This is a genomic window from Sphingobium sp. SA2, from assembly GCF_032227065.1.
GTDB lineage: Bacteria > Pseudomonadota > Alphaproteobacteria > Sphingomonadales > Sphingomonadaceae > Sphingobium.
The window spans coordinates 942,265-964,921 of record NZ_JAPMXX010000006.1; the positions used below are offsets into that span (position 1 = coordinate 942,265).

Consider the following 22,657-nt stretch of genomic DNA (forward strand, 5'->3'; position numbering starts at 1 on the left):
GCTCCAGTTTGATCCTCCCCTGCAAGGGGAGGGGGACCGCCGCGAAGCGGCGGTGGAGGGGTGTCCTGCTATCGACAGGGTGACACCCCTCCGTCAGGGCTTCGCCCTGCCACCTCCCCTTGCAGGGGAGGATTTTGTGGGTTCAGGCGCTGGCGCGACCGGCGAAGCGGCCATGTTTGCGGTAGCGGACCATCCACTTGTCGGCGACGCCGTCCATCGGCGTGGCGACGACGCCGAGCGCGTCGAGTCCCTTGGCACCCTCTGCCACGACATTGTCACGGCCGAGCATCGCCAGTTGATCGCCGGTGATCGGGCCGCCCGGCAACATCGCCAGCATTTTGGCGACGCCGTTTGGCACCTCTACCAGCGCCTTCTCGCGGCCGACCGCCTTGGCGATCCACTGGTTGATCTCGCGCATGGTCCTGACCTGCGGGCCGCCCAGCTCATAGGTCTGACCACCATGGACGCCGGGCTGCTCCGCCGCATTGGCGATGGCGTGGGCGACATCGGCGACATAGACCGGCTGGAACTTCGTTGCCGCGCCGATCACCGGGATGACCGGCAGCATGCCGATGATTTCGGCAAAGCGGTTGAGGAACTGGTCTTCCGCGCCGAAGATGATCGACGGGCGGATGATGGTCGCGGTCGGGAAGGCCGCCTTGACCGCCGTTTCGCCCGCTGCCTTGGAGCGGCCATAGGCGGACGGGCTTTCCGGGTCCGCGCCGATCGCCGACATATGCACGAGCGCGGTGACGCCAGCGTCCGCCGCAGCCTGGGCGACATTGGCCGCGCCGCGATGGTGGAAGGCGTCGAAGTCGCCCTTCAATATGCCGACCAGGTTGATGACGACATCGCTGCCCGCGATGGCGCGCGCCACGCTGGCGGGGTTGCGGATGTCGGCGGCGATGAACTGGACCTGGCCAAGGCCCCCCAACGGTTTGACCCGCAGCGCCGTGGAGGGATCGCGCTGTGCGATCCGCACCCGCGCGCCGCGCGCCAACAGCGCCTGTGCCACCTGGCGACCGACAAAGCCGCCGCCGCCGAACACCGTTACCAGACTGTCTTTCATCACCTGTCCCACGTCCGTTCGAAAAGGAATATGCTGGCTTTTCCCTTGCCCCAGCCGCGCGGCGCTGACAACCGCTTAGCGCGTGTTTGGAAATGCGCAAAAGGGCGCATTTCGAAGTCCGCACCGGCCCTCACCCCCACCCGGCCACCCATATGATACTGCCGTTGGGTGGCCGGGTGGGGGCAAGGACCGGTGCGAACGCCTCACCCGATCCAGCCCTGAAGATCGGCGATCATCCATAGGCCAAGGATCAGGAACAGCAGCGCTGCGCCGACCTGGAGCGCGCGCATCGGGACTTTTTTCGCCAGCGCTTCGCCGAACAATACGGCCGGGACATTGGCGGCCATCATGCCCAGCGTCGTGCCCATCGTTACGGCAAGCAGATTGTCGAACCGTGCGCCGAGCGCGATCGTCGCCACCTGCGTCTTGTCGCCCATCTCGACCAGGAAGAAGGCGATCAGCGTGGTCATGAACACGCCTGCGCCCGATGGTGCCTTGAGTGGCGCATCTTCGTCGATCTTGTCCGGCACCAATGTCCAGGCGGCCATGGCGATGAAGCTGATCGCGACCGCATAGCGGAACCAGCCCTGCGTCAATATGCCAGCGATCGAATGGCCAAGCAGCGCGGCGAGGAAATGATTGGCCAGCGTCGCGAACAATATGCCCAGGATGATCGGCACCGGCTTGCGAAAGCGGGTGGCGAGCAGCATGGCGAGCAATTGCGTCTTGTCGCCCATTTCGGCGAGCGCGACGAGGGCGGAGGAGGTGAGCAGGGCTTCCATCAGGCATGTCCGGGGCCGGGCGGGGGTGAAGAACGCAATGCCATCGTCGCTCCCCGCCCGGCCGGGCATGGAACGTCGATGCCATTGGTCTCGCCTTACGCGGACATGTCCGCGTCCCTTATGCCATGACCTCTCGGCCAAATATGTTGACATAAGGCCCGTTCCGTAGCGCGGAACGGCTGGCTACTCCCCAGATGACGGGTCGTGCTTAGGTCAAAGACGCCATGGGCGCAAGACGCTCAGGGTTCGCCACGGCTTTGCTGCATCCGCCGCTCGGCAAACCATTGTTCCAGCATCTTGGCGGTGCAGCCGGTGGCGCCACTGGCCCCATTGACCGAGCAGCTGTTGGGCAGATTCTGCCGCTGGACGCTTTCCATGGTGGCGACCTGACTGCCCCAGCCGGGGCCGCCCGATACGGCGGGCTTTTCGCGCAGCTTCTTGGGGATGCGATAGCGCTCCGCCTCCGGCCTGCGCGCGCACACCACGATTTCGTCGCCTTCGCCTTGCGGGCAGGGATCATCGCCATAGACGAGCAGGTTGATGGTGCGTTCCGGTGGCGGTTCCGCCTGGGCGAAGGCCGGGGAAGATAGCAGCGGGGTCAGCAGCAGGCCGACCAGGGGAAGAACGACATGATGTCGCATGGGATCATATTCCTTCATGCCCCTGTAGGAACCGGGGGTGCCCAAATCCCCGGCTGGTCGGTTTTGAGACGCCGACCGATGCGTAAAACCGTCAGGGTTGCGTTGGACTATTGCTCTGTTGCTGTGCGGCCTTTTCCTCGGCCTTCACCCGTGCTTCGATCTCTTCGCTGTCCGCATCGATCGTCGACAGGCGCTTGGCGCGTTCGGCCTCGACCAGATCCTTCCAACTGGCATTGTCGAGCGCCTGACGCTCGGCCTTGGCGAGCCGGGCGAGTTGAGCAAAACAACCGGTCGCCCCGCCGCCGCCCGATGGTGAGCAGCTTTCCGTGCCGGAGCGTCCGACATATTCCATCGAGCGTACCCGTTCGCCCCAGGCCTGGTTGCTCGGCTTGTTGGGGTCGCCGCGGAGCGGTTCGGGGATGCGATAGCGTTCCGCTTCGCCCTTGCGCGCGCAGACAACGATTTCGTCGCCCTGACTGGGCGGGCAAGCATCCTCGCCATAGACGATGACGATATTGACCTTCTCATTGTTCGGGTCGGTTACGGCGGTTGGCGCGGTCGGCTGTTGCGCCATGGCGGGGACGGCGGCGGCCAGCAGCGCCAGGGCTGCGATCATCGGGGTCTTGGTCATTTGTCCGTCCTTTTCAGATGCGCTTCGACAGCGCGATGGCGGCCCGGCATCCCAGACGGATCGCGCCGGATAACAGGGGGTAGGCCGGTGCCTGTTCCGCGCCATGCGCCAGCGCGGCGTCACGATGCTCGACTTCCTCTGCCTGGAAATCCGCGATGGCCTCGGAGAGTTCCGCATCATCGGTGCCGATCTGCTCCAACTGCTCGGCATAATGGCGGTCGATCTCGGTTTCGATGGCCGCGGTACAGGCCATGGCGGCTTTCGGGCCGATCGCGGCAGTGACGGCACCAAGCGCGAAGCCCGCGACATTCCAGATCGGCGACAAGGCCGTGGGGCGCACGCCGCGCCGGGCGATCATGGCGTCGAACGTCGCGCGATGCCGTTCCTCCTGCGCCGCCATGCCCGCGATGATACGGGCATAGGGGTGGCGGTCGCCCATCACCGCCAACTGCCCGGCATAGATGCGGGTCGCGCCATATTCCCCTGCCTGGTCGACGCGCAGCATGGAGTCGCGCGCGCCATCGGGCAAGCGCTGGCCGGGGCGGGGAAAGTCGTTCGATCCGCTCATGCGTGACGTCCCTTATTGCTTAGCAGTGCCAAGATGGCGACCGCGCCACCCAGCGACAAGAGGCCATTATAGCCCGCGAGCGAGATGCCCAGCAGGCTCCATGGCGCAACGTCGCATCGCGTGATCGGCGTCGCCATGATCTGGGTCAATATGTCCGACGCGCTGCCGCCGGTCGGGGTGGTGGAGCAGGCGGTCAGCCCCTCCCACCAGCCATATTCGACGCCGGCATGAAACAGGCCGATGCCGCCGCTGATGGCGATCGCAATGGCGGCCAGTGCGGTGAAGGCCGCGCTGGTCTTCGGCGTTGCCTTCGTCGCGAAGGCCAACACAGCCAGCGGGATCGCCGCCATATGCGGATAACGCTGCCACCAGCACATTTCGCACGGGTGCAGACCGCCAATATATTGAGAGGCGTAGGCCCCGCCCAACAGGGCGACCGGCAGCAACAGCGCGAGGGCGCGGGCAAGGGGGAGTCTGCTCATCACCCCCACTTAGACACACCCGCACCTTTCGTCATGCTGAACTTGCGGGATAGGCATCGCCCAGCCAGGCGCGCGTTACTTCGCCCCCGGCTTGCGCGCCGCGACCTGCGCCTGGGCGATCGTCGCGCCTGGCGTGCTGGCAAGGCGCGCGATCGTTTTAAGCGCATAGTCGAGCTGGAAATCCTCGATGCCCTGCTTTTTCAGCTCCTCGGCCGTCATGGTGAAGCGCGGGTCGTCCTTCGCATCCTCTTCCAGCGCCTTGTCGTCGCTCTTGATCTCGTTGATCAGATGACGGCGCAGGTCGCTTTCGCGATATTTCGGCCGGTTCTTATAATCGGGGTCGGACAATTGCGGCACGCGGATGTCGGGCTGGATGCCCCCTTCCTGCACGCTGCGACCCGACGGGGTATAATAGCGCGCGGTGGTCAGTTTGAGCGCGCTGGTGTTGCTGAGCGGCAGCATTGTCTGCACGCTGCCTTTGCCGAAGCTGCGTTCGCCCATCACCAGGCCGCGATGTTGGTCTTGCAAGGCGCCTGCAACGATTTCGGAGGCGGAGGCCGAGCCTGCGTCCACCAACACGATCACCGGCAAGCCCTTGGCGTCGTCACCGGGCTTGGCATAATAGCGCTCGACATCGCCCTTGGCCCGGCCGCGTTGCGACACGATTTCGCCGCGTTCCAGGAAGATGTCGCTGACCGTCACGGCTTCGTCCAGCAGGCCGCCGGGATTGGAGCGCATGTCGAGGACATAGCCGGTGGGCTTGTGACCGAGCGATTTGTCGATGCTGCGGATCGCCTGGCGCACGTCGGCCCCGGTATTGGCCGAGAAGCTGACGATGTTGATGACGCCGATATTCTTCTTCACTTCCCATTTGACGGGCTTCAGCTGAATGATCTCGCGCGTCAGCGTCAGGTCGATCGGCTTGTCGCGACCCGCGCGCACGATGGTCAGCTTGAGCGCCGTGCCCGGTGCGCCGCGCATCTTGTCGACCGCCTCGTCCAGCGTGCCGCCATAGATGAGTTGCCCGTCGATATGGGTGATATAGTCGCCTGCCTTGATCCCCGCGCGCCAGGCCGGGGTGTCCTGCGTCGGTGCGATGACCTTGACCGCGCCATCTTCCTGCGTGACCGACAGGCCGAGGCCGCCATAGCTGCCCTCGGTCTGGGTGCGCAGATTCTGGAAATCGCGCGCATCGAGGAAGCTGCTGTGCGGATCGAGGCTGGCCAGCATCCCGTCGATCGCGCCCTTGATCAGCTTTTCGTCATCGACCTTCTCGACATAGTCGCTGCGGACCTTCTGGAACACGTCCATAAATTCATCGAGCGCCTTGTAGCTCGATGCTTCCCCCGCCGCGAAGGTCGCGGTGGCGGCAGGAATGAGCGCAAGCGCCCCAAGCGCAAGCGCGCCATGGAGGAAGGTCGATTTCATGGGCATCCTTGATTCCGGCATCATCGTCCCGTCATAAGCCGATTCGCGTCCCGACGCAAAAGCGCGCTTCGACCAATGTCGCGCAGTGTCGATGAGCGTCGGGTTAATGGGCAGATTTAGAAGAAGCGGCGGCGTGGTGGCAACTTGGCATCCGGGTCGCTGCCACCTAATTTGGCAAGGCACCGGGCATCATCCTGACTTTGTTGCACCGTTGGATCGCCCATGAGCCAGCCAAGGAAAAAGCGACATGCTTCATCTTCGGTTCGGAAGGATCGCAATCCTGACGGAATTCCCCGTTCAGCATAATATGTGATCCACATATCGATCAGCGGCAGATTGTCGGCCAAGCGGACCGGTTGTCTTTTTATGACGTAAGTTTCGGAAAGATCCCCATCTTTGCCAATAGCATAGGATGTCGGATCGATACCTGCGGCCTGCAGTGCCAATATGAGCTCAGAAAAAGTCATGACTTCACCCCAACCCCACTAGCGGCACGATGTCCACCGGACGGCCATTGCGGCGCAGTTCGATCGTCACCGTTGGGCGACCCTGGCCGGTGATGCCGACGGGGTCGCCCTGACGCACCGTATCGCCCACTTGCGCCGTCACGCGATGGAGGCCGGTGATCAGCGTGGTCCAGCCCTGACCATGGTCGATGATCAATATCTGGCCATAGCCGCGATAGGGTCCGGCAAAGGCAACACGTCCTGCGGTCGGCGCGACGGTCTGCGCGCCGGGTTGCGTCACGAGGCTGAGGCCGCGTGATCGCACGCCGCCGTCATTCACTTCTCCCATGCCGGTAACGAGTTGGCCGATGACGGGCAGGCGGTAGGGTGGGGGTCCACCTGTTGCGCGGACTGTTTCGGGCGCCGGTGCGCCGGTCTGATCCGGCCGGGCGGGGCGGATCAGCGGGCCGGGGAGGGCGGCGAGCCGTTCGCGCAGGTCGCCCGCATCCTCCAACCGGTCCATCAGGTCGACAATGTCGCGCGCCCGTTCGCCCAGCGCCAGCGCGCGTTCGCTCTCCAGCCCCGCATTGGCGCGATAGTCGCGCGCGGCGAGGCGCTTTTGCGTTTCCAGCGCGGCGAGTGCCGCCTGGCGTTCGCGGCGGTCGGCCTGCGCCTGGGTCAGCGCACTGGCGGCCTGCTGCGCGGTGGCGCGCAGCGCGCGGCTGCGGGCGAGTTCGGCGCGCAGCCCGGCTGTGCGTTGCTGGATGACCGGCAAGATCTGCCCCAGCACCGCGCGCATATGCACGGCGTCGGTCACCGATCCGGGCTGCACCAGCGCCAGCGCCATGGGGCGGCGGGCCATCATCTGCAGCGCGGCGGTCAGGCGCACCACCGGCTCCTGCCGAGCGGCCAGCCGCGCCGCCTGGGCTCGCTGCATCCGCGCGATGATGGCGATGCGGGCCTGCGCCGCCTGAATATCGGCTTCGGCCTGCTGGATGCGCGCGGCGGTGGCGGCGGCGCGACGGCGGGCCTGCTCGGCGTCGTCGCGCGCGACACTGGCCTGCTGCTCCAGCCGGGCGGAGCGATCGCGCGCTTCGTCCGACTGGCGGCGGGCGGCCTTGAGCGCGGCCTGTTCCTGCGCCAGCGTGGTGCCAGCCGTGCCGGGCAGGATGATCGCGGCATCATCGGCCGCGGGCAGGCGCGTGGCGGCCAGCGCCACAAGGGCGAGCAGCCCGCCGGTGATGATCGCCCCCCGTTTCACGCGGCTATCCTTCGCGATGATAGGGGTGGTTGGCAAGGATGGAGCAGGCGCGCCACAATTGTTCGGCCAGCATCGCGCGGGCCATCATATGCGGCCAGGTCATTGCGCCGAATGCGATCAGCAGGTCGGCATTGGCCCGTTCGGCGTCGTCGAAGCCATCAGCGGCACCGATCAGGAAGCGACATTCGCGGGTGCCCGCGTCGCGCCAGCCTTCCAGCCGTCGCGCGAATTCCATCGAGCCAAGCTGTCGCCCTTTTTCATCGAGCATCACCGTCACGGTGCCAGGTGCGGCAGGCGGCAGCTTGCCGCCCCGGTCGGGCATTTCGGTGATCTTGTGCGGCATGGTCAACCGCTTGGCATAGCGGTCGACCAGATCGGCTTCAGGGGAGCGCCCGATTTTCCCGCGCGCGATGATGTGGAGGAGCATGGCGCTCCTCCTAGCCCGTCATTACTCGGCTGTCGAAGGGTTCAGGCTGTCCCTGCAACCGGTGCATCGACAAAGCCCCACATGCGTTCCAGATTGTAGAAGCTGCGCACTTCGGGCTTGAAGAGATGGACGATCACGTCGCCCGCGTCGATCAGCACCCAGTCTGCGACCGGCAGCCCTTCGACCCGTGCCGAACGGCCGGTTTCCTTCTTGATCCGTTCGGCGAGATGCTGGGCGATCGCCGCGACCTGACGCGACGAACGGCCGCTGGCGATCACCATATAATCGGCGATGCTGCTCTTGCCTTCCAGGGGGATGGAGATGGTTTCCTGCGCCTGGTCGTCGTCGAGCGACTGCATGACGAGGGCGTGCAGGGCGGCCACGCTATCGGCCGATGCGGCCGTGTCGTTGGCGGGGTGGGGTCTGGTCAAAAAGGCTCCATTCTAGATCACTAACCGGCGCGTGAGCGGATCTCGCGCACACGATGTTTCATATTCGCGATGCCAGAGGGGGTCCGCCTGCCGAAGCAGGGTCGCCGATCTTGGATCAGGGCGAAAGCGCAAAAGCACGAGCGCCGGTGGTCTCCAATTCGTCCAGTCTGCACTCTGGCGCGGGGACCGGACGAAGCGCCGCAGCCAGCTCATGGCCGCAGAGCCATAGGCATCGCTATCATAGCCTGGACGGGCGATCACGGCAATGGGCATTTGCCGGGCGATGCCGCGCCAGTCGCGCCAATCGCCAAATTGCGCCAGATTATCGGCTCCCATCAGCCAGATGAAGCGGTTTTTGGGGTAGTGGCGGGTGACGGCGCGCAGCGTGTCGATGGTATAGCGGGTGCCAAGCTGCGCCTCGATCACGGTCGCGCGAATCGGCGCGCGGCGGGCGATCTGCCGGGCGTGGGCCAGCCGGGCGGGGAGGGGGGCCATGCCCGCGCGCGGCTTGAGGGGATTGCCAGGCGAAACGAGCCACCAGACTTCGTCCAGGCTAAGCGCCTTGGCCGCGAACAGCGATATGGCGCGATGGCCGCCATGGGCGGGATTGAAGGAGCCGCCCAGCAGGCCGATCTTTGTCATGGCTCTTGCCATGCCAGCCGGGAAGCGAGGGAGCAAGAGATGGGCAGCGCGCCTTAGCGGCTGAGCGCCGCCTTATGCGGCATGGGATAGGGGATGCGATCCAGTTTGGCGATGAGGTCGGCAAAGGGATGATCGGCTTCAACCTGTCTCGGCCGACGTGGCATGTCCGGTTCGACAGGCACCGCGCGCGACGGCGGCGCACGCCTAAAGATCAATCGCTTCCACATGGATAGTCTCCGACCCTTGTCTCTCAACCCTTACGGCTTTGATTTTCAAGGCTTCATACAGAGGAGACGCAGGCGGAGGCCGGTTGGTTCCGCAGCGCTATTCCGCAGCGTCGGACAGGGCGCGCAGGGCTTCGGGCGATGCGGGCTCGCGGACCAGCGCCTCGACCGGGCCAAGCTCGTCCAATTCCTTGCCGCCGGTCTCGATATTGAGGTCGCGCAGTTTACGGCCCGTCACCAGCACCCGACCCTCGAAACTGCCGACGAAGGCGTTATAATCCCCGACCGCGCCATGGAGCCGATTGCCGAGCTTCTTGAGCGATCCCGCGGCGGCGGCGAGGCGTTCATAAAGCTGCTTGCCCAATTCAGCGACTTCGCGCGCCTGATCCTGCAATTTCGCTTGCCGCCACTGGCTGGCGAGCGTTCGGGCGAGCGGCAGGAAGGTGGAAGGACCGCAGATGATGACGCGATTGCGCGCGGCGCGCTCCCACAGGTCCATGTCCGCTTCGAGGGCGGCGGTGACGAAATTGTCGCCCGGCACATACATGATGACGAAGTCTGGCGCCTTGTCGAACTGTTCCCAATAGGCCTTGCGTCCCAGCGCGTCGGCATGGGTCCGCATCGCGCGGGCATGGTCGGCCATATGGGCGTCGCGCAGCGCCGAATCGACCTGATCGACGGCGTTCAGATAGGCGACGAGCGAGCATTTGACGTCGACCACCATCTGCTGATCGCCGGGCAGGTTGATGATGAAGTCGGGGCGCAACCGGCCATCTTCGACCGTAACCGATACTTCCTCGCTGAAATCGACATGGGCGGACAGGCCGGCTGCCTCGATCAGATTCTTGAACTGCTGTTCGCCCCAGCGACCACGCGTCTTGGGCGCGGCACGCAGCGCGTTGACCAGCTTGGCGGTCTCTTCGCGCACCTGCCCCTGGCCGACATGCACCTGCTGCACCGCTTCGCGCAGCTCGGCATAGCTGCCGACACGGTCCTTTTCGACCCGCTGCAACCCCTCCTCATAGCGTTTGAGCGTGGTTTCGACGGGCGAGAGCAGGGTCTTCAATTGCGCCTCGCTCTTTTCGTTCGCCTGCGCAAAACGCTGGTCGGCACGGTCGAGAAACGTCTTTTGCGCTTCACCCAGCAGCTTGCCGCCAATCTCACTGAACTGGGCGGAAAGCTGCTCCTTGGCGTCCTTGAGCGCGGCGATCTGCGCTTCAAAGGCTTCGGCGCGCGCCTGCGTGTCGGACTGAAGTGCGGCCAGTTCGCGCAGCGCCGCCTCGCGCTCGGCCTGCGCGGCCTCGAAACGCTGCTGTGCGCTGGTCTGGATCGTGTCGAGGCGCTGCGCCGAGGCGACCTGCGCGGCGTCGAGCCGGGCAATCTGCGCATGGGCCTGCGCCACACGCTCCTGCTCCACCGCCAATTCGGCGATCGCCCCGTTACGTTGCGTGCTGGCCACCTCCAGCCGCGCGGCAAGGTCCGCCTTCTCGGCCACGAGCGGCGCCAGCATCCGCCCACGCAACAGCCACCCCGCCGCCAGCCCGACAAGCAATGCGACCAGAATCAGGAGGGCGGAAAGGCTGTCCATAAATTTCCCTTTTGCAGAACGAAAAGGGAACTTAGCGGGGGGAGGGGGTGGGGGCAAGGGGTGATGGGGAACGTCACGGCCAATTGACTTTGTGGTCAAATATGACTACCGGAAATCATGCCACGTCCGACCTTTCGAACTATCTCATGGATAAAGGCGGCGCGGAAGGATTTTGAATCGTTTCCACCGCGTGCCATCGATCGGGCATTGGATGCGCTGACGGTGGTTGCCGATGGTGGAGCGCCGGACATAGCCAAGCCACTCGCCGGACTGGGTGTGGGAGTCTGGGAATTGGCGATCAAGGAGCGCGGCGACGCCTATCGCGTCGTTTACGCTCTTCAACTGGGCGACGATATATGGGTGGTTCATGCCTTCCAGAAAAAATCGACCAGAGGGATTTCGACACCGCGTCATGAAATCGACCTGGTGCGTGAGCGCATAAAGCGATTGAAGGAAATGCTGGATGACTAAGGAAGCAGATGATTTCGGACTGGTGCGTGGCTCCGGTGACGTCTTCGCTGATTTTGACATGGCCGATGCAAGCCTTCGCCAATTTCGCGCCATCCTTGCCGCCGAAATCGTGAAGGCGCTTGATGCCGAACAGATGACGGTACGTGAAGCGGAAGCCCGCACAGGCATTGCGGCCGCCGACTTCTCGCGTCTGCGTCAGGTCAAGCTGGACCGTTTTACCATCGACCGCCTTATGCGAATACTCGACCGGCTGAATCAGGATGTGCGGGTGAAAATTTCCGTGGCACCTCGTGCGAAGACATCCAGGCGACCTCTGCCGTCGTCGGCTGCGGCTTAAAGTAGGCGCAACTTAACCGTGCGGAATCGAGAGGGGCAAGGCAGTTCATTCTGACAGCCTTGGTAAGAATATTTGTTCAAGAATGCAGCGCGCGTAGGCAAATCGCGCAGCCTTCGCCGCCCGAGCCATTCGCTACCAATGCTGAATATCGCCTCCCGCGCTTGCGCTTGGGAGATTTTCGGGCGTCCGTCCCCCGGACGGCCGCACTTTCCGAAAATCTTGGTCGGGACGAGAGGATTCGAACCTCCGACCCCCACACCCCCAGTGTGATGCGCTACCAGGCTGCGCTACGTCCCGACCGGAGGGCGCGCTTTAGAAGGGGTTTTGGGAAGTTGCAAGGGTTTCGATGCGACCATTCGCGCCCCATGTACGATTCCCTAATCATATTGCCTCCGCCCTTGCATCTGTGGTAGCCGCCCGGCCTTGATAGGCGGGCGCTGCCATGCGTTGCGCGGCCGACAGACACCAAGACGAAAGTCCCACCCATGTTCATATCGACAGCCTTTGCCCAGACCGCTGGCGGGGAAGCCTCCGGCGCCGGAATCCTGGTGCAGATGGCCCCGCTGGTCCTGATCTTCGTCGTCTTCTATTTTCTGCTGATCCGTCCGCAGCAAAAGAAGATGAAGGAGCATAAGGCCAAGATCGACGCGGTGAAGAAGGGCGACCAGGTCGTCACCGGCGGCGGCTTGATCGGCAAGGTCGTGCGCGTCGATGACATTTATGCCGACGTCGAACTGGCGCCGAACATGAAGGTCAAGGCGGTCAAGTCGACCCTGACCGACGTGATCGACCCGACCACTGCCAAGCCCGCGAACGACTGACCCTAACGATGCTCAATTTCTCGCGTGCGGCGGTGATCGCGATCATCCTGCCTCTGTTGATCGGCGTGCTGTGCGCGGTGCCGAGCTTCCTGCCCGATGCCGCCGTGGCCCGGCTGCCCGGCTTCATGCAGACGCGGGTGAATCTTGGCCTCGACCTGTCGGGCGGCAGTCACCTGCTGCTCGAAGCGTCAACCCAGGATGTCGCCAAGCAGCGGCTGGTCAATATGGAGGAGCAGGTTCGCACCGAACTGCGCCGGGCTGAGCCGCGCATCGCGATCGGCGATATCTCCAGCCGCGACGGGAAGCTGAGCTTCATGGTGCGCGATCCGGCGCAGGTGGATGCCGCCGTCGAGCGCATCCGCCCGCTGACGCAGGGCGCGGGGCTGACCGGCCAGCGGGATTTCGACGTGGCGGTGGTGAACAGCCAGACCGTGACGATCACCCCGACCAATGCGGGCATCGACAATGCGGTCAAGAGCGCGATGGAAGTCGCGACCGAGGTGATCCGCAAGCGCATCGACGAAATGGGCACGCGCGAACCAACGATCCAGCAGCAGGGCAGCAATCGCATCGTCGTGCAGGTGCCTGGCCTGCAAGATCCCAAGGCGCTCAAGGATCTGCTGGGCCAGACCGCCAAGCTGGAATTCAAGCTGGTCGATACGACCGCCAACCCGTCCGAAGTGGCGCAGGGCCGCGCGCCGGTGGGCAGCGAAGTATTGCCTTATCTCGATAATCCGTCGGGCGTGCCGCTGATCGCGGTCAAGCGCCAGGTGATGGTGTCGGGCGAGGATTTGACCGACGCGACGCAGGGCTATGACCAGAATAACCAGGCGATCGTCAACATCCGCTTCAACAGTTCAGGTGGCCGCAAATTCGGGCAGGTGACGTCGCAGAATGTCAATCGCCCGTTCGCGATCATTCTCGACGGCAAGGTGCTGTCGGCGCCCAATATCAACGAACCGATCCTGGGCGGCAGCGCGCAGATCAGCGGCAATTTCACGGTCGAAAGCGCCAACCAGCTGGCGATCGCGCTGCGGTCCGGCAAGCTGCCAGTCGCGCTGGCGGTGGTCGAGGAACGCACGGTCGGACCGGGCTTGGGCGCGGATTCGATTCGCGCGGGCCTGATCGCGTCGATCATCGCGGTGGTTGCCGTGGCGATCTTCATGTTCCTGAGCTATGGCCGCTTTGGCATGTATGCCAATCTGGCGGTCGCCATCAATGTCGCGGTCATCCTGGGCGTGATGGGCATATTGGGGGCGACGCTGACGCTGCCCGGCATTGCCGGGTTCGTGCTGACGATCGGCACCGCGGTCGACGCCAACGTGCTGATCTATGAACGGATTCGCGAAGAGCGGCGGCGTGGGCGCAATGTCGTCCAGGCAATCGAACATGGCTATAAGGAAGCCAGCCGCACCATTTTCGAGGCGAATGTGACCCATGCCATTGCGGGTGGGATCATGCTGGCGCTGGGGTCGGGGCCGGTCAAGGGCTTTGCCATCGTGCTGCTGATCGGCATCGCGACCAGCGTGTTCACCGCCGTTACCTTCACCCGCGTCATCGTCGCCAACTGGGTGCGCCGCACCCGGCCGACGGACATCCATATATGATCGAGGTGACACCCCTCCTTCCGTTCGCCCTGAGCTTGTCGAAGGGCACCACCGAGCATAGCGAGGTGTCTTCGCCTCCGCTCAGACAGGGGCTTCGACTTCGCTCAGCCCGAACGGTATTAGGTCTTAGCGCATGAAACTTCTAAAGCTCGTCCCCGACAATACGAATATCGGCTTCGTCGCGATGCGGAAGTGGGCGTTCGCGCTCACGGCCTTGCTGACGGTGCTGGCGGTCGGCGCTACGGCCTATAAGGGCCTCAACATGGGCGTCGATTTCGTCGGCGGCCTGATGATCGAAGCGAAATTCCCGCAAAATGTCGAAACCGACAAGGTGCGCGCGACCATCGCCTCGCTCAATGTCGGCGAAAGTTCGCTGCAGCAATTCGGCGATCCCAAGACGGTGCAGATCCGCCTGCCCCTGCCCGAACAGGGCGGGGCCGGGGCGGCCAATGCGGTGGTCGAAAAGACCCGCAATGCCATGACCGGGCAATTCCCCGGCGTCACCTTCTCCCGCTACGACACGGTGTCGGGCAAGGTGTCGGGCGAGCTGATCCAGAACGGCATATTGGCGGTCGTGCTTGCGATCCTGGGCATCGCGATCTTCAGCTGGTTCCGTTATGAATGGCAGTTCGGCGTGTCGACTTTCGTCGCGATCGTCCACGACGTGCTGATGACGCTCGGCTTCTTCGCGGTGACGCAGCTTGAGTTCGACCTTAATATCGTTGCCGCCGTGCTGACGATCGTGGGCTATTCGATCAACGACAAGATGGTGATCGACGACCGTATCCGCGAAAATATGCGCAAATATCGCAAGATGGACATGAAGGCGCTGATCGACCTGTCGGTCAATGAAACGCTGCCGCGCACGGTGATGACGTCGGTGACGATCATGCTCGCGCTCGGCGCGTTGCTGCTGTTCGGCGGCCATGTGCTGCGTGGCTTTACCGCGGCGATGATGCTCGGCATCATCGTCGGCACCTATTCGTCGGTCTATGTGTCGTCCTCGCTGCTGATCTCGCTGGGCCTCTCGCCCATGTCTTCGGAGAAGAAGGCGGCCAAGGCGAACCTTGCTTCGCAGGCCGAGCGGGTCGGGCCGCGCGATGACGGGGCCAAGCCCTGAGCGGCGAACGACGCACCGGGATAGAGCTGCGCCGCGACGATAGCGGGCAGGGGCCGATCGTCACCGGTTTTGCCGGGCGCGGTTTCCGGGTGCGTGACGATCTGTTTCCCAACGGCCTGTTGCTCAGCCCGGTGCGGGCGATGGCTTGGGACGATGCACCGACGGTCGATGCGCTGACGCTGGCGGCGCTGGGCGACCTGCTGGATGGGAATCCGCGTCCCGAATTCCTGTTGCTCGGCACGGGGACTGGACTGCGCCAGCCACCACGCGCCTTCGTGCGCGATCTGGAGGCCAAGGGGATCGGCGTGGAGGCGATGGACAGCCGCGCCGCAGCGCGCGCCTGGGGTGTGTTGCGGGCCGAGGAACGGTCGATTGTCGCGGCGCTGCTGCCGCTCTGAACCGCGCAGTTGCGGACATAAAAAAAGGGCCGCCCGGTGGGGCGGCCCTTTTTCGTTAGCGGGGGGTGTGAATCAGAAGTGAATCTTCACGCCCGCACGATAGCTTTGATAGCTGATGTCCTTGCGCCAGACCGTCGTATCGGCGGTCAGGTTGAGGTCTACAGAGCCAGCCCGGATGGTCAGGCCACCGCCGACTTCACCCCAATTCTTGTCCGATCCGCCCAGCGCGAAGGGCGCGAGGCTGCCGGTGCCACCCACAAGATTGGCCAGGAAGAAAGCGGGCTGGTCGTTGAACTCATGGACATAATTGGCGGTGAGATAGGGTTTGAACCCGCCCGTATTCGCCTTGACCGTCGCGCCCAGGCGACCCTGTGCGCTGCGGATCGCATGGCGCTTGATCACCAGCGCGGCATCGCCGCCATATTCGGACAGGTTGCCAGAGCTGATATAGGCACCACGCAGCGCCGCGCGGGGCACGATGCTGAACGCATCGCTGCCGAGTGCCTTGCTGAGGCCCAGCTCACCCGACAGCGCCAGTTCCTGGTCGCTGCCATAGAGGGTGTAGGGCGTGATGCCGACTGCGAAGGAGCGACGCGAGCGAGTCGCCATCGTACCCGCGCTGCCGACCGCATCCAGCTTCAGGCCACCCAGGTCGAACGCCCCATAGACCGTGCCCTGATAGAGGCGGGCGCGGCCCCAGTCATTGGCCCCCGTATTGCCCTTCAACTCGCTGAAGGAGGCAGCCAGGCCGATGACGCCGGTGTCGCCGAACGCCTTTTCGATGCCGGCGGCCATGTACCAGCCGTCGAACTGGTCGCGGCCAAGCGGTGTGGCGGTCCGCATCGGCGCGCTGTCGCCATCGATATAGCCGCCCGCCAGGAAGGCGCTGACGTCATCGGGCAACACGCCTTCGCGCGTCATCGTGTCGTTGCTGCCGCCCTGCGCCATGCCCAGGTCGATATTGTTGAGGCTGGCCGCGGCCAGTTGCAGCGGCTGGCCAGTCATGGTCAGCGTGCCGCCCATCGCCCCGCCATCGAGCTTCGTCAGGCGGTCACGATAGAAGCGGGCCATATTGTCGTTCAGCACTTCAGACATCGACGTCTTGAGCGTCTCGGTGCGCGGTGCCATCGCCTCGAAGGTCGCTTGGACCCCGGCCACACTCAGCAGATCGGCCTCGCCATAGAGATTGGCATAGTTGGCATAGAGCGGCCGGTTCTGGTCGAGCAGCTGGGCGAAGCTGGTCTGGTTGGGCGCGGCGCGGTTGACGACATCGGCATAGAGGCCCGCGTCGATCCGCACGCTGACACTGTTGGGGCCGTAGAATAGCACGGGCTTCAACACGGCCGACAGATTGGTCGGCGTCGCAAAGCTGCCATCCACGCCACCTTCGGCGGTCAGGAAGGTATAGCTGTTGCCATAGCGGATCTTGGTGCCGCTCGCTGCACCGAAGACGACGCGCCCGCCGACCGCGGCGATGCCGTCGATGGGATCACCAACCGCGAGCAGCGACGCATCGCCATCGGCCTGCGCCGCAGTGATCGCTGCAGCGGCCGAAGCCTGCTCCTGGCTACCGCCACCATCGCCGCCGCCATTGCCGGTATCGGGGATTTCGCCCTCGCCGTCGCCATCGGCTTCGACGAATTGCGTCGCCCGAACCGCCAGCAGGTCCGACACGCCATTGGCGCCAAGGTCGATCTGCAGCGTGCTACCCGATGAGAGCAGCGCATTGCCTTCGATACCAAGCGTGCCGATCGTGCCGACGCCGCCGGGCGCGATCGTGCCGAGGACGTTGGTGAAATAGGGCGCGCGGAGCGTTCCCTTGCCGGACAACAGCCCGGTCATCAGGAAATAGTCGCCCGGTGTTTCGACCGTGCCATCGATATTCACGACACCGGCAAGGTGGGCAATGTCCATCAGGCTGGTCAGCGATCCGGTGGCCGTGACATCGAGCGCGGCGCCTGCGCCCGAAATGGTGAAGCGATCGACCGTGGCGTCCATGTCCAGCGTCGTCTTGCCATTGGCGCTGAGCGTCACGTCATAATAGCGGCCGATCACCCCTTGCGACGCGAGCGGATCGATATTGTCGGGCACGAAGCTGGTCGCGCCGGGCAGGCCGTTGGCCAGCGTCGGCGTTGGCAGGACCGCGGCGCTGACTTCGCCTTCCTGCGCCTCGTGAATCGCGCCGGTCAGCAGCGTGGCGTTGTCGGCATTGGGGCTGCGCTCGGCAATCTCCACCTTGCCCTTATTGTTGCTGACGACGGTCGAGCCCGTGGTCGCGCCTGTCGTTTCCGCAACGACCGGTTCGCCATCGACGATCAGCGTGTCGGTGCCGACATCATAGCAGACATCGTCCGGCCCATCATTGGGCTGGTAGCAGATCTGACCGAATTTCTGCGTGCTGTCCTGGCCGAACGCGCCTGCGCCAGGCGAGGTGGGAATGCCGTTCACCAGTGCGCCATTGCTGTCGATCACCCGGTAATTGGGGTCGAGCGCGGTCACCCAATGGTCAGCATCGCTCCACAAGCCGTCGCCTGCCTTTGCGGTGGCGTAGCGATAGGGGTTGTTCTGCGCGATCCAGTCCCAGAATAGGTAGAGGGGCTGGTAGAAGGACGAGCCGCCATAGGAGCTTTGCGGCTGTTCGAGGAAATAGCGGCTGCCGCCCGACAGGACGCCGATGATCGTCTGTTCGTTGAACGCCTGGTCCAGGATCAGCGGACCTCCCGAATCGCCGCCAGCGGTGCTGCCTTCATTGGCGAGCGCATCATCCTTGAACAGGTTGAAGTCGAACGGATTTTCACGCTCCGGATCGTCGAAATCGGTGTGATAGAGATTTTGCGTATAGCCGCCGGGCGCCCCGAACAGGAAGGCGTCGATGTCATCGAGCGAGCCGAGCATCCCAAGGAAGTTTTCCGCCGTCTTGCGCCGGAAGTCGATCCCCAGATTATTGCCGGTCGTCCCGCTGCCGGTTCGGCCATAGCCAGTGATCGTCACATGATAGCCGGTGCCCGACGTCTCGCTGATCGCCGATGGCGCGGACAGGGCGGAAAAGAGCATCGTCCAGGTCGGCACGTCCGACGCGGGCGTGTCGAGCGTCGCCATCGCCACGTCGCCATAGAGGAAGCTCAACGCCGGTGGATCGAGCGAGTCGGGATGATAGGCGATATTGTTGACGTTATAGACGCTGAGTGACGTGTTGGTCTGAAAGCCGTTGCTCAGCCAGTCGATCAGGCCCGGACGGGCGTCGTTCTGGAAGGCGAAGGCGACCGGCACGCCGCCGTTGACGGTGCTATAGTCCGGCGTGTCGAGGTCGTTGACGCAGTGGGCGGCAAAGATGACCGTCCGCGGATTGATCAGCGAACCGGTGCAGACGAAACCATCGGCGCGGTACATGATGCCGACGCCATTGACGTCGCTGCCATCGATAATGTCGGACGGGCTTTTGCTGTCGTTGGGCACGACCGCGTGGGCCAGCGGCGCGAAGCCCAGAGCGGCGACCGCTGCGGATGCCAGAAGACTGGTACGACCGGCGCGCGCAAGTAAGCGCGCACCATTCTTACGAATGTGCATGATGTGAACTCCCCAAAGACCTGAAGGGAAGCTATGTCAGCAACAAGGTGAACACAATGCGGCAATTTGCGAAACTTTCCTTATGTTTCAAAAAGGTCACAGACTGTTGGGGTGCGCGCAAAAATCCGAAGTGGAATGGCGCAAATCCGGCATTTTCGGCATAGCGCTATTCGCCGACGCCTACGCGCTACTTCATGACAAAGGCCGTTAACTTTAACCTGGCGCAGCTTTTTGGCGCAGGACGGCCGTCCCTTGCACAACCGCGCTGATCCGCTTAAGCATGAGGGCAAGTTCCGGCTTCCCCACGAAGCTGGCGAAAAACAGAAGTGAGTTTCGGCATGGTGCAGCAAAGCCGCCCATCGCCGCAGAGTTCCGGTCCGACCGGCGGTTTTTCGGGCAAGCGTGTCCGATCCGGTCAGGGCAATGGGAGCAAGGCTGCGGCCATTCCTCCCCCGTCACCATCGCGGGGTCTTGCGCCGCATGGCGCGCGTGAGCGGCGATCCTATGCCGCGATCGACCTTGGCACCAATAATTGCCGCCTGCTGATCGCCAAGCCATCCGCCGATGGCTTCATTGTCGTCGATGCCTTTTCGCGGATCGTGCGGCTCGGCGAAGGGCTGGCATCGACCGGGCGGATCAGCGACGCCGCCATCGATCGCGCCATCGCCGCGCTCTCCGTCTGTGCCGACAAGCTGCGCCGCCGCCATGTGACGCTGGCGCGCTCGGTTGCGACCGAAGCCTGTCGCAGGGCGTCCAACGGCAATGACTTCATCCAGCGCGTCTATCGAGAAACCGGGATCGCACTCGACATCATCAGCGCGCAGGAAGAGGCGCGGCTGGCGGTGTTGGGCTGCCACGCGCTGCTGGAACCCGGCAATGGCCCGGCCCTGATCTTCGACATTGGCGGGGGATCAACCGAACTGGTGCTGGTCGATTCGAACGGATCGGCAGGGGCTCCCCGTATCGTAGATTGGGTGAGTGCGCCGTGGGGCGTGGTGTCGCTGACCGAAAGCGAAGCGTTCGACCATGGCGACCGCGAGGCGCGGCTGGCCGCCTATGACCGGATGCGCGCGCGGGTCAGCGAAGCCTTCGCGCCGCTGGCCCGCCGCTTGCCGCAAGGAGCGGAGGATATCCGCCTTCTCGGCACATCGGGGACGGTGACGACATTGGCGAGCGTGCATCTGAACTTGCCGCGCTATGACCGGCAGGTGATCGACGGGTTGATCGTGCCATGCGAATCGATGCGGTCGATTTCCGAGCGATTATCGACCATGACCCTGATGGAGCGGCAGAAGCTGCCCTGCATCGGCACCGAGCGGGCCGATCTGGTGGTGGCGGGGTGCGCCATATTGGAAGCGATCCTCGACATCTGGCCCGCCGAGCGGCTGGGCGTGGCGGATCGCGGCATTCGCGAAGGCATATTGCGCGGGCTGATGGACCGCGACGGGAGAGTGATGTGAGGGGCGCAGGCGTAGGCAAGGTGCGCGTCAAAAGCGCCAAGGGCAGGACCGCGCAGTCGGTTCGCTGGCTCGAACGCCATCTGAACGACCCCTATGTCCGCAAGGCGAAGGCGGAAGGCTGGCGCAGCCGTGCCGCGTTCAAGCTGATCGAACTGGACGAAAAATTCCATTTCGTGAAGGGATCGCGCGCGGTGGTCGATCTGGGCGTGGCACCGGGCGGCTGGTCGCAGGTCGTGCGCAAGCTAGCTCCGAAGGCCACCATCGTCGGCATTGACCTGCTGCCGGTCGATGCGATCGAGGGGGTGACCCTGTTCGAAATGGACTTCATGGACGACAAGGCGCCCGACCTGTTGCGCGAGGCGCTGGGCGATGCGCCCGACCTCATCATTTCCGACATGGCCGCCAATACGGTGGGCCATGCCCAGACCGATCATCTCCGCACGATGGGACTGGTCGAGGCGGCTGCTTGGTTTGCAGTCGAAAATCTGCGCAAGGGCGGGACGTTCGTCGCCAAGGTGTTTGCCGGCGGCACCGATGGGGAACTGCTGGTCCTGCTCAAGAAGAATTTCACGACGATCAAGCACGCAAAGCCGCCGGCCAGCCGCAAGGGCAGCGTGGAATGGTATGTCGTGGCGCAGGGGTTCAAGGGGCGACCTGATGAACCCGCGCGCGACCGGGCGGGCGATCCCGTAGCAGAATAGCCGCCGGAAGGCTGGCGGGCGGGATAGGAAGCGGGGGTCACTTGGTCGCAACGGTATCGACGGTCGCCTATCTGGGGCTGGAAGCGCGAGCCGTCGAGGTGCAGTGCCAGCTCGTCCCCGGCCTTCCCAATTTCATCGTCGTGGGATTGCCTGACAAGGCGGTGGCCGAAAGCCGCGAGCGGGTGCGCAATGCAATCGCCGCCATCGGCCTGTCGCTGCCGCCCAAGCGGATCACCGTCAACCTCTCGCCTGCTGACCTGCCCAAGGAAGGATCGCATTTCGATCTGCCGATCGCCCTCGCATTGCTGGGGGCGATGGGCGTGATCGATGCCGAAACGCTGTCGGGCTATTTGGTAGTCGGCGAACTGGGGCTGGACGGGCGCACCGCGCCATCGCCCGGCGTGCTGCTGGCGGCGCTGCATGCGGGCGGGCAGGATATGGGGCTGGTCTGCCCGGTCGCGCAGGGGGCCGAAGCTGCCTGGGCGGGGCAGGTCGAAGTCGTCGCCGCGCCCGATCTTTTAAGCCTGCTCAACCATTTCAAGGGCACGTCGGCGCTGTCGCCGCCCCAGCCGGGCGCGGTCGAGGCACCCGTGCGGACGCTGGACCTCAAACAGGTCAAGGGGCAGGAAGTCGCCAAGCGCGCGATCGAGATCGCGGCGGCGGGCGGGCATAATCTGCTGATGGTCGGGCCGCCGGGCGCGGGCAAATCGCTGATGGCCGGGTGCTTGCCAGGGATTTTGCCCGAACTCACCCCATCCGAGGTGCTGGAAACATCCATGGTCGCGAGCGTAGCCGGGACGCTAGATGGCGGGCGGATCAGCCGGGCGCGGCCTTTCCGCCACCCCCATCATAGCGCGTCTATGGCGGCGCTGGTCGGGGGCGGCTTGAAGGCGCGGCCGGGCGAGGTCAGCATGGCGCATCTGGGCGTCTTGTTCCTCGATGAATTGCCGGAATTTCAGCGGGCGGTGCTGGATTCGTTGCGCCAGCCGTTGGAAACCGGTGAAGTGACGGTCGCCCGCGCCAATGCGCATGTCACCTTCCCGGCGCGGGTGCAGTTGATCGCGGCGATGAATCCATGTCGCTGCGGCCATCTGGGCGATCCCGCCTTGGCCTGCTCCCGTGCGCCGCGTTGCGCCGCTGACTATCAGGCGAAAGTGTCGGGGCCGTTGCTCGACCGGATCGACCTGCATGTCGAGGTGCAGGCGGTGAGTGCTGCCGATCTGGTGCTGCCGCCCCCCGCCGAAGGATCGACCGAGGTCGCCGCGCGCGTCGCGGCGGCGCGCGATGTGCAGACGACGCGCTATGCCGGGACGAAAGTGCGGACCAATGCCGAAGTCGATGGCGACGCGCTGGAGGCTTTTGCAGGCCCGGACGAAGCGGGTCGGCAATTGCTGGCCCAGGCGGCCGCCGCGATGAAGCTGTCGGCGCGGGGCTATACCCGCGTGTTGCGCGTCGCCCGAACGATCGCCGATCTGGCCGGCGCCGAGCGGGTCGGGCGGGTGCATGTCGCCGAAGCGCTCAGCTACCGGCGCCGCGCGCCGGTGAATTGAGAAGG

At 64.5% G+C, this 22,657-nt stretch carries 24 protein-coding genes, 1 tRNA gene and 1 riboswitch; of the genes, 9 read left to right on the top strand and 16 right to left on the bottom strand.

Features of this window, described 5'->3' with window-relative positions:
* Positions 1-142: 142 nt before the first annotated feature.
* From OVY48_RS12205 to rmuC, 14 genes are all read right to left on the bottom strand, one after another.
* Positions 143-1,069 carry a complex I NDUFA9 subunit family protein gene (locus tag OVY48_RS12205; protein ID WP_313923039.1) on the bottom strand — a complete coding sequence of 309 codons (927 nt, stop codon included), beginning with the start codon at positions 1,067-1,069 and terminating at the stop codon, positions 143-145.
* Between the two features lie 203 nt (positions 1,070-1,272).
* Entirely contained in the window at positions 1,273-1,851 is a 579-nt protein-coding gene (locus OVY48_RS12210; RefSeq protein ID WP_313923040.1) for a TMEM165/GDT1 family protein, read from the bottom strand.
* Between the two features lie 18 nt (positions 1,852-1,869).
* A riboswitch (yybP-ykoY riboswitch) is annotated at positions 1,870-2,056 on the bottom strand.
* Positions 2,057-2,090: 34 nt separating this feature from the next.
* Positions 2,091-2,492: a hypothetical protein gene (locus OVY48_RS12215; RefSeq protein WP_313923041.1), complete on the bottom strand. Its 402-nt coding sequence runs from the start codon at positions 2,490-2,492 to the stop codon at positions 2,091-2,093.
* Positions 2,493-2,583: 91 nt separating this feature from the next.
* Positions 2,584-3,123, bottom strand: coding sequence for a hypothetical protein (locus OVY48_RS12220; protein WP_313923042.1), 540 nt, complete (start codon positions 3,121-3,123; stop codon positions 2,584-2,586).
* A 13-nt stretch (positions 3,124-3,136) separates the two neighbouring features.
* Positions 3,137-3,691, bottom strand: a complete 555-nt coding sequence (locus tag OVY48_RS12225; RefSeq protein WP_069065551.1) for a demethoxyubiquinone hydroxylase family protein — start codon at positions 3,689-3,691, stop codon at positions 3,137-3,139.
* A complete protein-coding gene (locus OVY48_RS12230) occupies positions 3,688-4,173 on the bottom strand; it encodes a disulfide bond formation protein B (protein ID WP_313923043.1) in 486 nt (161 codons plus the stop codon). The genes OVY48_RS12225 and OVY48_RS12230 overlap by 4 nt, the downstream gene beginning before the upstream one ends.
* A 75-nt stretch (positions 4,174-4,248) precedes the next feature.
* The gene (locus OVY48_RS12235; protein WP_313923044.1) at positions 4,249-5,601 is read right to left on the bottom strand and encodes a S41 family peptidase; all 1,353 of its coding nucleotides are present in this window, start codon (positions 5,599-5,601) and stop codon (positions 4,249-4,251) included.
* A 116-nt stretch (positions 5,602-5,717) separates the two neighbouring features.
* Positions 5,718-6,068 (bottom strand): hypothetical protein, encoded by a 351-nt coding sequence (locus OVY48_RS12240; protein WP_313923045.1) that lies wholly within the window; start codon positions 6,066-6,068, stop codon positions 5,718-5,720.
* 4 nt (positions 6,069-6,072) lie between these two features.
* Positions 6,073-7,308: a peptidoglycan DD-metalloendopeptidase family protein gene (locus OVY48_RS12245; protein WP_313923047.1), complete on the bottom strand. Its 1,236-nt coding sequence runs from the start codon at positions 7,306-7,308 to the stop codon at positions 6,073-6,075.
* Positions 7,309-7,312: 4 nt separating this feature from the next.
* Positions 7,313-7,735: a 23S rRNA (pseudouridine(1915)-N(3))-methyltransferase RlmH gene (locus tag OVY48_RS12250; protein WP_313923048.1), complete on the bottom strand. Its 423-nt coding sequence runs from the start codon at positions 7,733-7,735 to the stop codon at positions 7,313-7,315.
* Between the two features lie 41 nt (positions 7,736-7,776).
* Positions 7,777-8,166 (bottom strand): ribosome silencing factor, encoded by a 390-nt coding sequence (gene rsfS / locus OVY48_RS12255; RefSeq protein WP_037475965.1) that lies wholly within the window; start codon positions 8,164-8,166, stop codon positions 7,777-7,779.
* A 12-nt stretch (positions 8,167-8,178) separates the two neighbouring features.
* Complete coding sequence (locus tag OVY48_RS12260) at positions 8,179-8,808, bottom strand: nicotinate-nucleotide adenylyltransferase (protein WP_313923049.1); 630 nt, start codon at positions 8,806-8,808, stop codon at positions 8,179-8,181.
* Between the two features lie 53 nt (positions 8,809-8,861).
* Entirely contained in the window at positions 8,862-9,035 is a 174-nt protein-coding gene (locus OVY48_RS12265; protein WP_313923050.1) for a hypothetical protein, read from the bottom strand.
* A gap of 97 nt (positions 9,036-9,132) precedes the next feature.
* A complete protein-coding gene (rmuC, locus tag OVY48_RS12270) occupies positions 9,133-10,620 on the bottom strand; it encodes a DNA recombination protein RmuC (protein WP_313923051.1) in 1,488 nt (495 codons plus the stop codon).
* 117 nt (positions 10,621-10,737) lie between these two features.
* Here rmuC and OVY48_RS12275 point away from each other — a divergent pair, with 117 nt between their 5' ends.
* Both OVY48_RS12275 and OVY48_RS12280 read left to right on the top strand, forming a co-directional pair.
* Positions 10,738-11,091: a type II toxin-antitoxin system RelE/ParE family toxin gene (locus OVY48_RS12275; RefSeq protein ID WP_313923052.1), complete on the top strand. Its 354-nt coding sequence runs from the start codon at positions 10,738-10,740 to the stop codon at positions 11,089-11,091.
* On the top strand, positions 11,084-11,428 hold the full coding sequence (locus OVY48_RS12280; protein ID WP_313923053.1) for a helix-turn-helix transcriptional regulator: 345 nt from the start codon (positions 11,084-11,086) through the stop codon (positions 11,426-11,428). The genes OVY48_RS12275 and OVY48_RS12280 overlap by 8 nt, the downstream gene beginning before the upstream one ends.
* 220 nt (positions 11,429-11,648) lie before the next feature.
* Here OVY48_RS12280 and OVY48_RS12285 read toward each other — a convergent pair.
* Positions 11,649-11,725, bottom strand: a tRNA-Pro gene (locus tag OVY48_RS12285).
* Between the two features lie 188 nt (positions 11,726-11,913).
* Here OVY48_RS12285 and yajC point away from each other — a divergent pair.
* From yajC to OVY48_RS12305, 4 genes are all read left to right on the top strand, one after another.
* Positions 11,914-12,249 carry a preprotein translocase subunit YajC gene (gene yajC, locus OVY48_RS12290; protein WP_037472426.1) on the top strand — a complete coding sequence of 112 codons (336 nt, stop codon included), beginning with the start codon at positions 11,914-11,916 and terminating at the stop codon, positions 12,247-12,249.
* Positions 12,250-12,257: 8 nt separating this feature from the next.
* A complete protein-coding gene (gene secD / locus OVY48_RS12295) occupies positions 12,258-13,856 on the top strand; it encodes a protein translocase subunit SecD (RefSeq protein ID WP_313923054.1) in 1,599 nt (532 codons plus the stop codon).
* A 133-nt stretch (positions 13,857-13,989) separates the two neighbouring features.
* The gene (secF, locus tag OVY48_RS12300) at positions 13,990-14,976 is read left to right on the top strand and encodes a protein translocase subunit SecF (protein WP_313923055.1); all 987 of its coding nucleotides are present in this window, start codon (positions 13,990-13,992) and stop codon (positions 14,974-14,976) included.
* A 56-nt stretch (positions 14,977-15,032) separates the two neighbouring features.
* A complete protein-coding gene (locus OVY48_RS12305; protein WP_313924766.1) occupies positions 15,033-15,374 on the top strand; it encodes an Mth938-like domain-containing protein in 342 nt (113 codons plus the stop codon).
* 72 nt (positions 15,375-15,446) lie between these two features.
* Here the strand turns inward: OVY48_RS12305 and OVY48_RS12310 are convergent, their stop codons facing one another.
* Entirely contained in the window at positions 15,447-18,941 is a 3,495-nt protein-coding gene (locus OVY48_RS12310) for an autotransporter domain-containing protein (RefSeq protein ID WP_313923056.1), read from the bottom strand.
* Between the two features lie 338 nt (positions 18,942-19,279).
* Here OVY48_RS12310 and OVY48_RS12315 point away from each other — a divergent pair, with 338 nt between their 5' ends.
* The 3 genes from OVY48_RS12315 to OVY48_RS12325 are packed head-to-tail and all read left to right on the top strand — an operon-like array spanning position 19,280 to position 22,652.
* Positions 19,280-20,401: a Ppx/GppA phosphatase family protein gene (locus tag OVY48_RS12315; RefSeq protein ID WP_313923057.1), complete on the top strand. Its 1,122-nt coding sequence runs from the start codon at positions 19,280-19,282 to the stop codon at positions 20,399-20,401.
* Positions 20,398-21,102, top strand: coding sequence for an RlmE family RNA methyltransferase (locus OVY48_RS12320; RefSeq protein ID WP_313923058.1), 705 nt, complete (start codon positions 20,398-20,400; stop codon positions 21,100-21,102). Before OVY48_RS12315 ends, OVY48_RS12320 begins: the two co-directional genes overlap by 4 nt.
* Positions 21,103-21,143: 41 nt before the next feature.
* A complete protein-coding gene (locus OVY48_RS12325; RefSeq protein WP_313923059.1) occupies positions 21,144-22,652 on the top strand; it encodes a YifB family Mg chelatase-like AAA ATPase in 1,509 nt (502 codons plus the stop codon).
* The last annotated feature ends 5 nt before the right edge of the window (positions 22,653-22,657 follow it).

What these genes read in the sequence shown, in the direction of transcription:
- OVY48_RS12280 (WP_313923053.1), top strand. Translation starts at nt 11,084, where the DNA reads ATGACTAAGGAAGCAGATGATTTCGGACTGGTGCGTGGCTCCGGTGAC.
- OVY48_RS12265 (WP_313923050.1), bottom strand. Translation starts at nt 9,035, where the DNA reads ATGTGGAAGCGATTGATCTTTAGGCGTGCGCCGCCGTCGCGCGCGGTG.
- yajC (WP_037472426.1), top strand. Translation starts at nt 11,914, where the DNA reads ATGTTCATATCGACAGCCTTTGCCCAGACCGCTGGCGGGGAAGCCTCC.
- OVY48_RS12205 (WP_313923039.1), bottom strand. Translation starts at nt 1,069, where the DNA reads ATGAAAGACAGTCTGGTAACGGTGTTCGGCGGCGGCGGCTTTGTCGGT.
- OVY48_RS12230 (WP_313923043.1), bottom strand. Translation starts at nt 4,173, where the DNA reads ATGAGCAGACTCCCCCTTGCCCGCGCCCTCGCGCTGTTGCTGCCGGTC.
- OVY48_RS12275 (WP_313923052.1), top strand. Translation starts at nt 10,738, where the DNA reads ATGCCACGTCCGACCTTTCGAACTATCTCATGGATAAAGGCGGCGCGG.
- OVY48_RS12260 (WP_313923049.1), bottom strand. Translation starts at nt 8,808, where the DNA reads ATGACAAAGATCGGCCTGCTGGGCGGCTCCTTCAATCCCGCCCATGGC.
- secF (WP_313923055.1), top strand. Translation starts at nt 13,990, where the DNA reads ATGAAACTTCTAAAGCTCGTCCCCGACAATACGAATATCGGCTTCGTC.
- secD (WP_313923054.1), top strand. Translation starts at nt 12,258, where the DNA reads ATGCTCAATTTCTCGCGTGCGGCGGTGATCGCGATCATCCTGCCTCTG.
- OVY48_RS12235 (WP_313923044.1), bottom strand. Translation starts at nt 5,601, where the DNA reads ATGAAATCGACCTTCCTCCATGGCGCGCTTGCGCTTGGGGCGCTTGCG.
- OVY48_RS12210 (WP_313923040.1), bottom strand. Translation starts at nt 1,851, where the DNA reads ATGGAAGCCCTGCTCACCTCCTCCGCCCTCGTCGCGCTCGCCGAAATG.
- OVY48_RS12310 (WP_313923056.1), bottom strand. Translation starts at nt 18,941, where the DNA reads ATGCACATTCGTAAGAATGGTGCGCGCTTACTTGCGCGCGCCGGTCGT.
- rmuC (WP_313923051.1), bottom strand. Translation starts at nt 10,620, where the DNA reads ATGGACAGCCTTTCCGCCCTCCTGATTCTGGTCGCATTGCTTGTCGGG.
- OVY48_RS12215 (WP_313923041.1), bottom strand. Translation starts at nt 2,492, where the DNA reads ATGCGACATCATGTCGTTCTTCCCCTGGTCGGCCTGCTGCTGACCCCG.
- OVY48_RS12315 (WP_313923057.1), top strand. Translation starts at nt 19,280, where the DNA reads ATGGTGCAGCAAAGCCGCCCATCGCCGCAGAGTTCCGGTCCGACCGGC.
- OVY48_RS12250 (WP_313923048.1), bottom strand. Translation starts at nt 7,735, where the DNA reads ATGCTCCTCCACATCATCGCGCGCGGGAAAATCGGGCGCTCCCCTGAA.
- OVY48_RS12240 (WP_313923045.1), bottom strand. Translation starts at nt 6,068, where the DNA reads ATGACTTTTTCTGAGCTCATATTGGCACTGCAGGCCGCAGGTATCGAT.
- OVY48_RS12225 (WP_069065551.1), bottom strand. Translation starts at nt 3,691, where the DNA reads ATGAGCGGATCGAACGACTTTCCCCGCCCCGGCCAGCGCTTGCCCGAT.
- OVY48_RS12220 (WP_313923042.1), bottom strand. Translation starts at nt 3,123, where the DNA reads ATGACCAAGACCCCGATGATCGCAGCCCTGGCGCTGCTGGCCGCCGCC.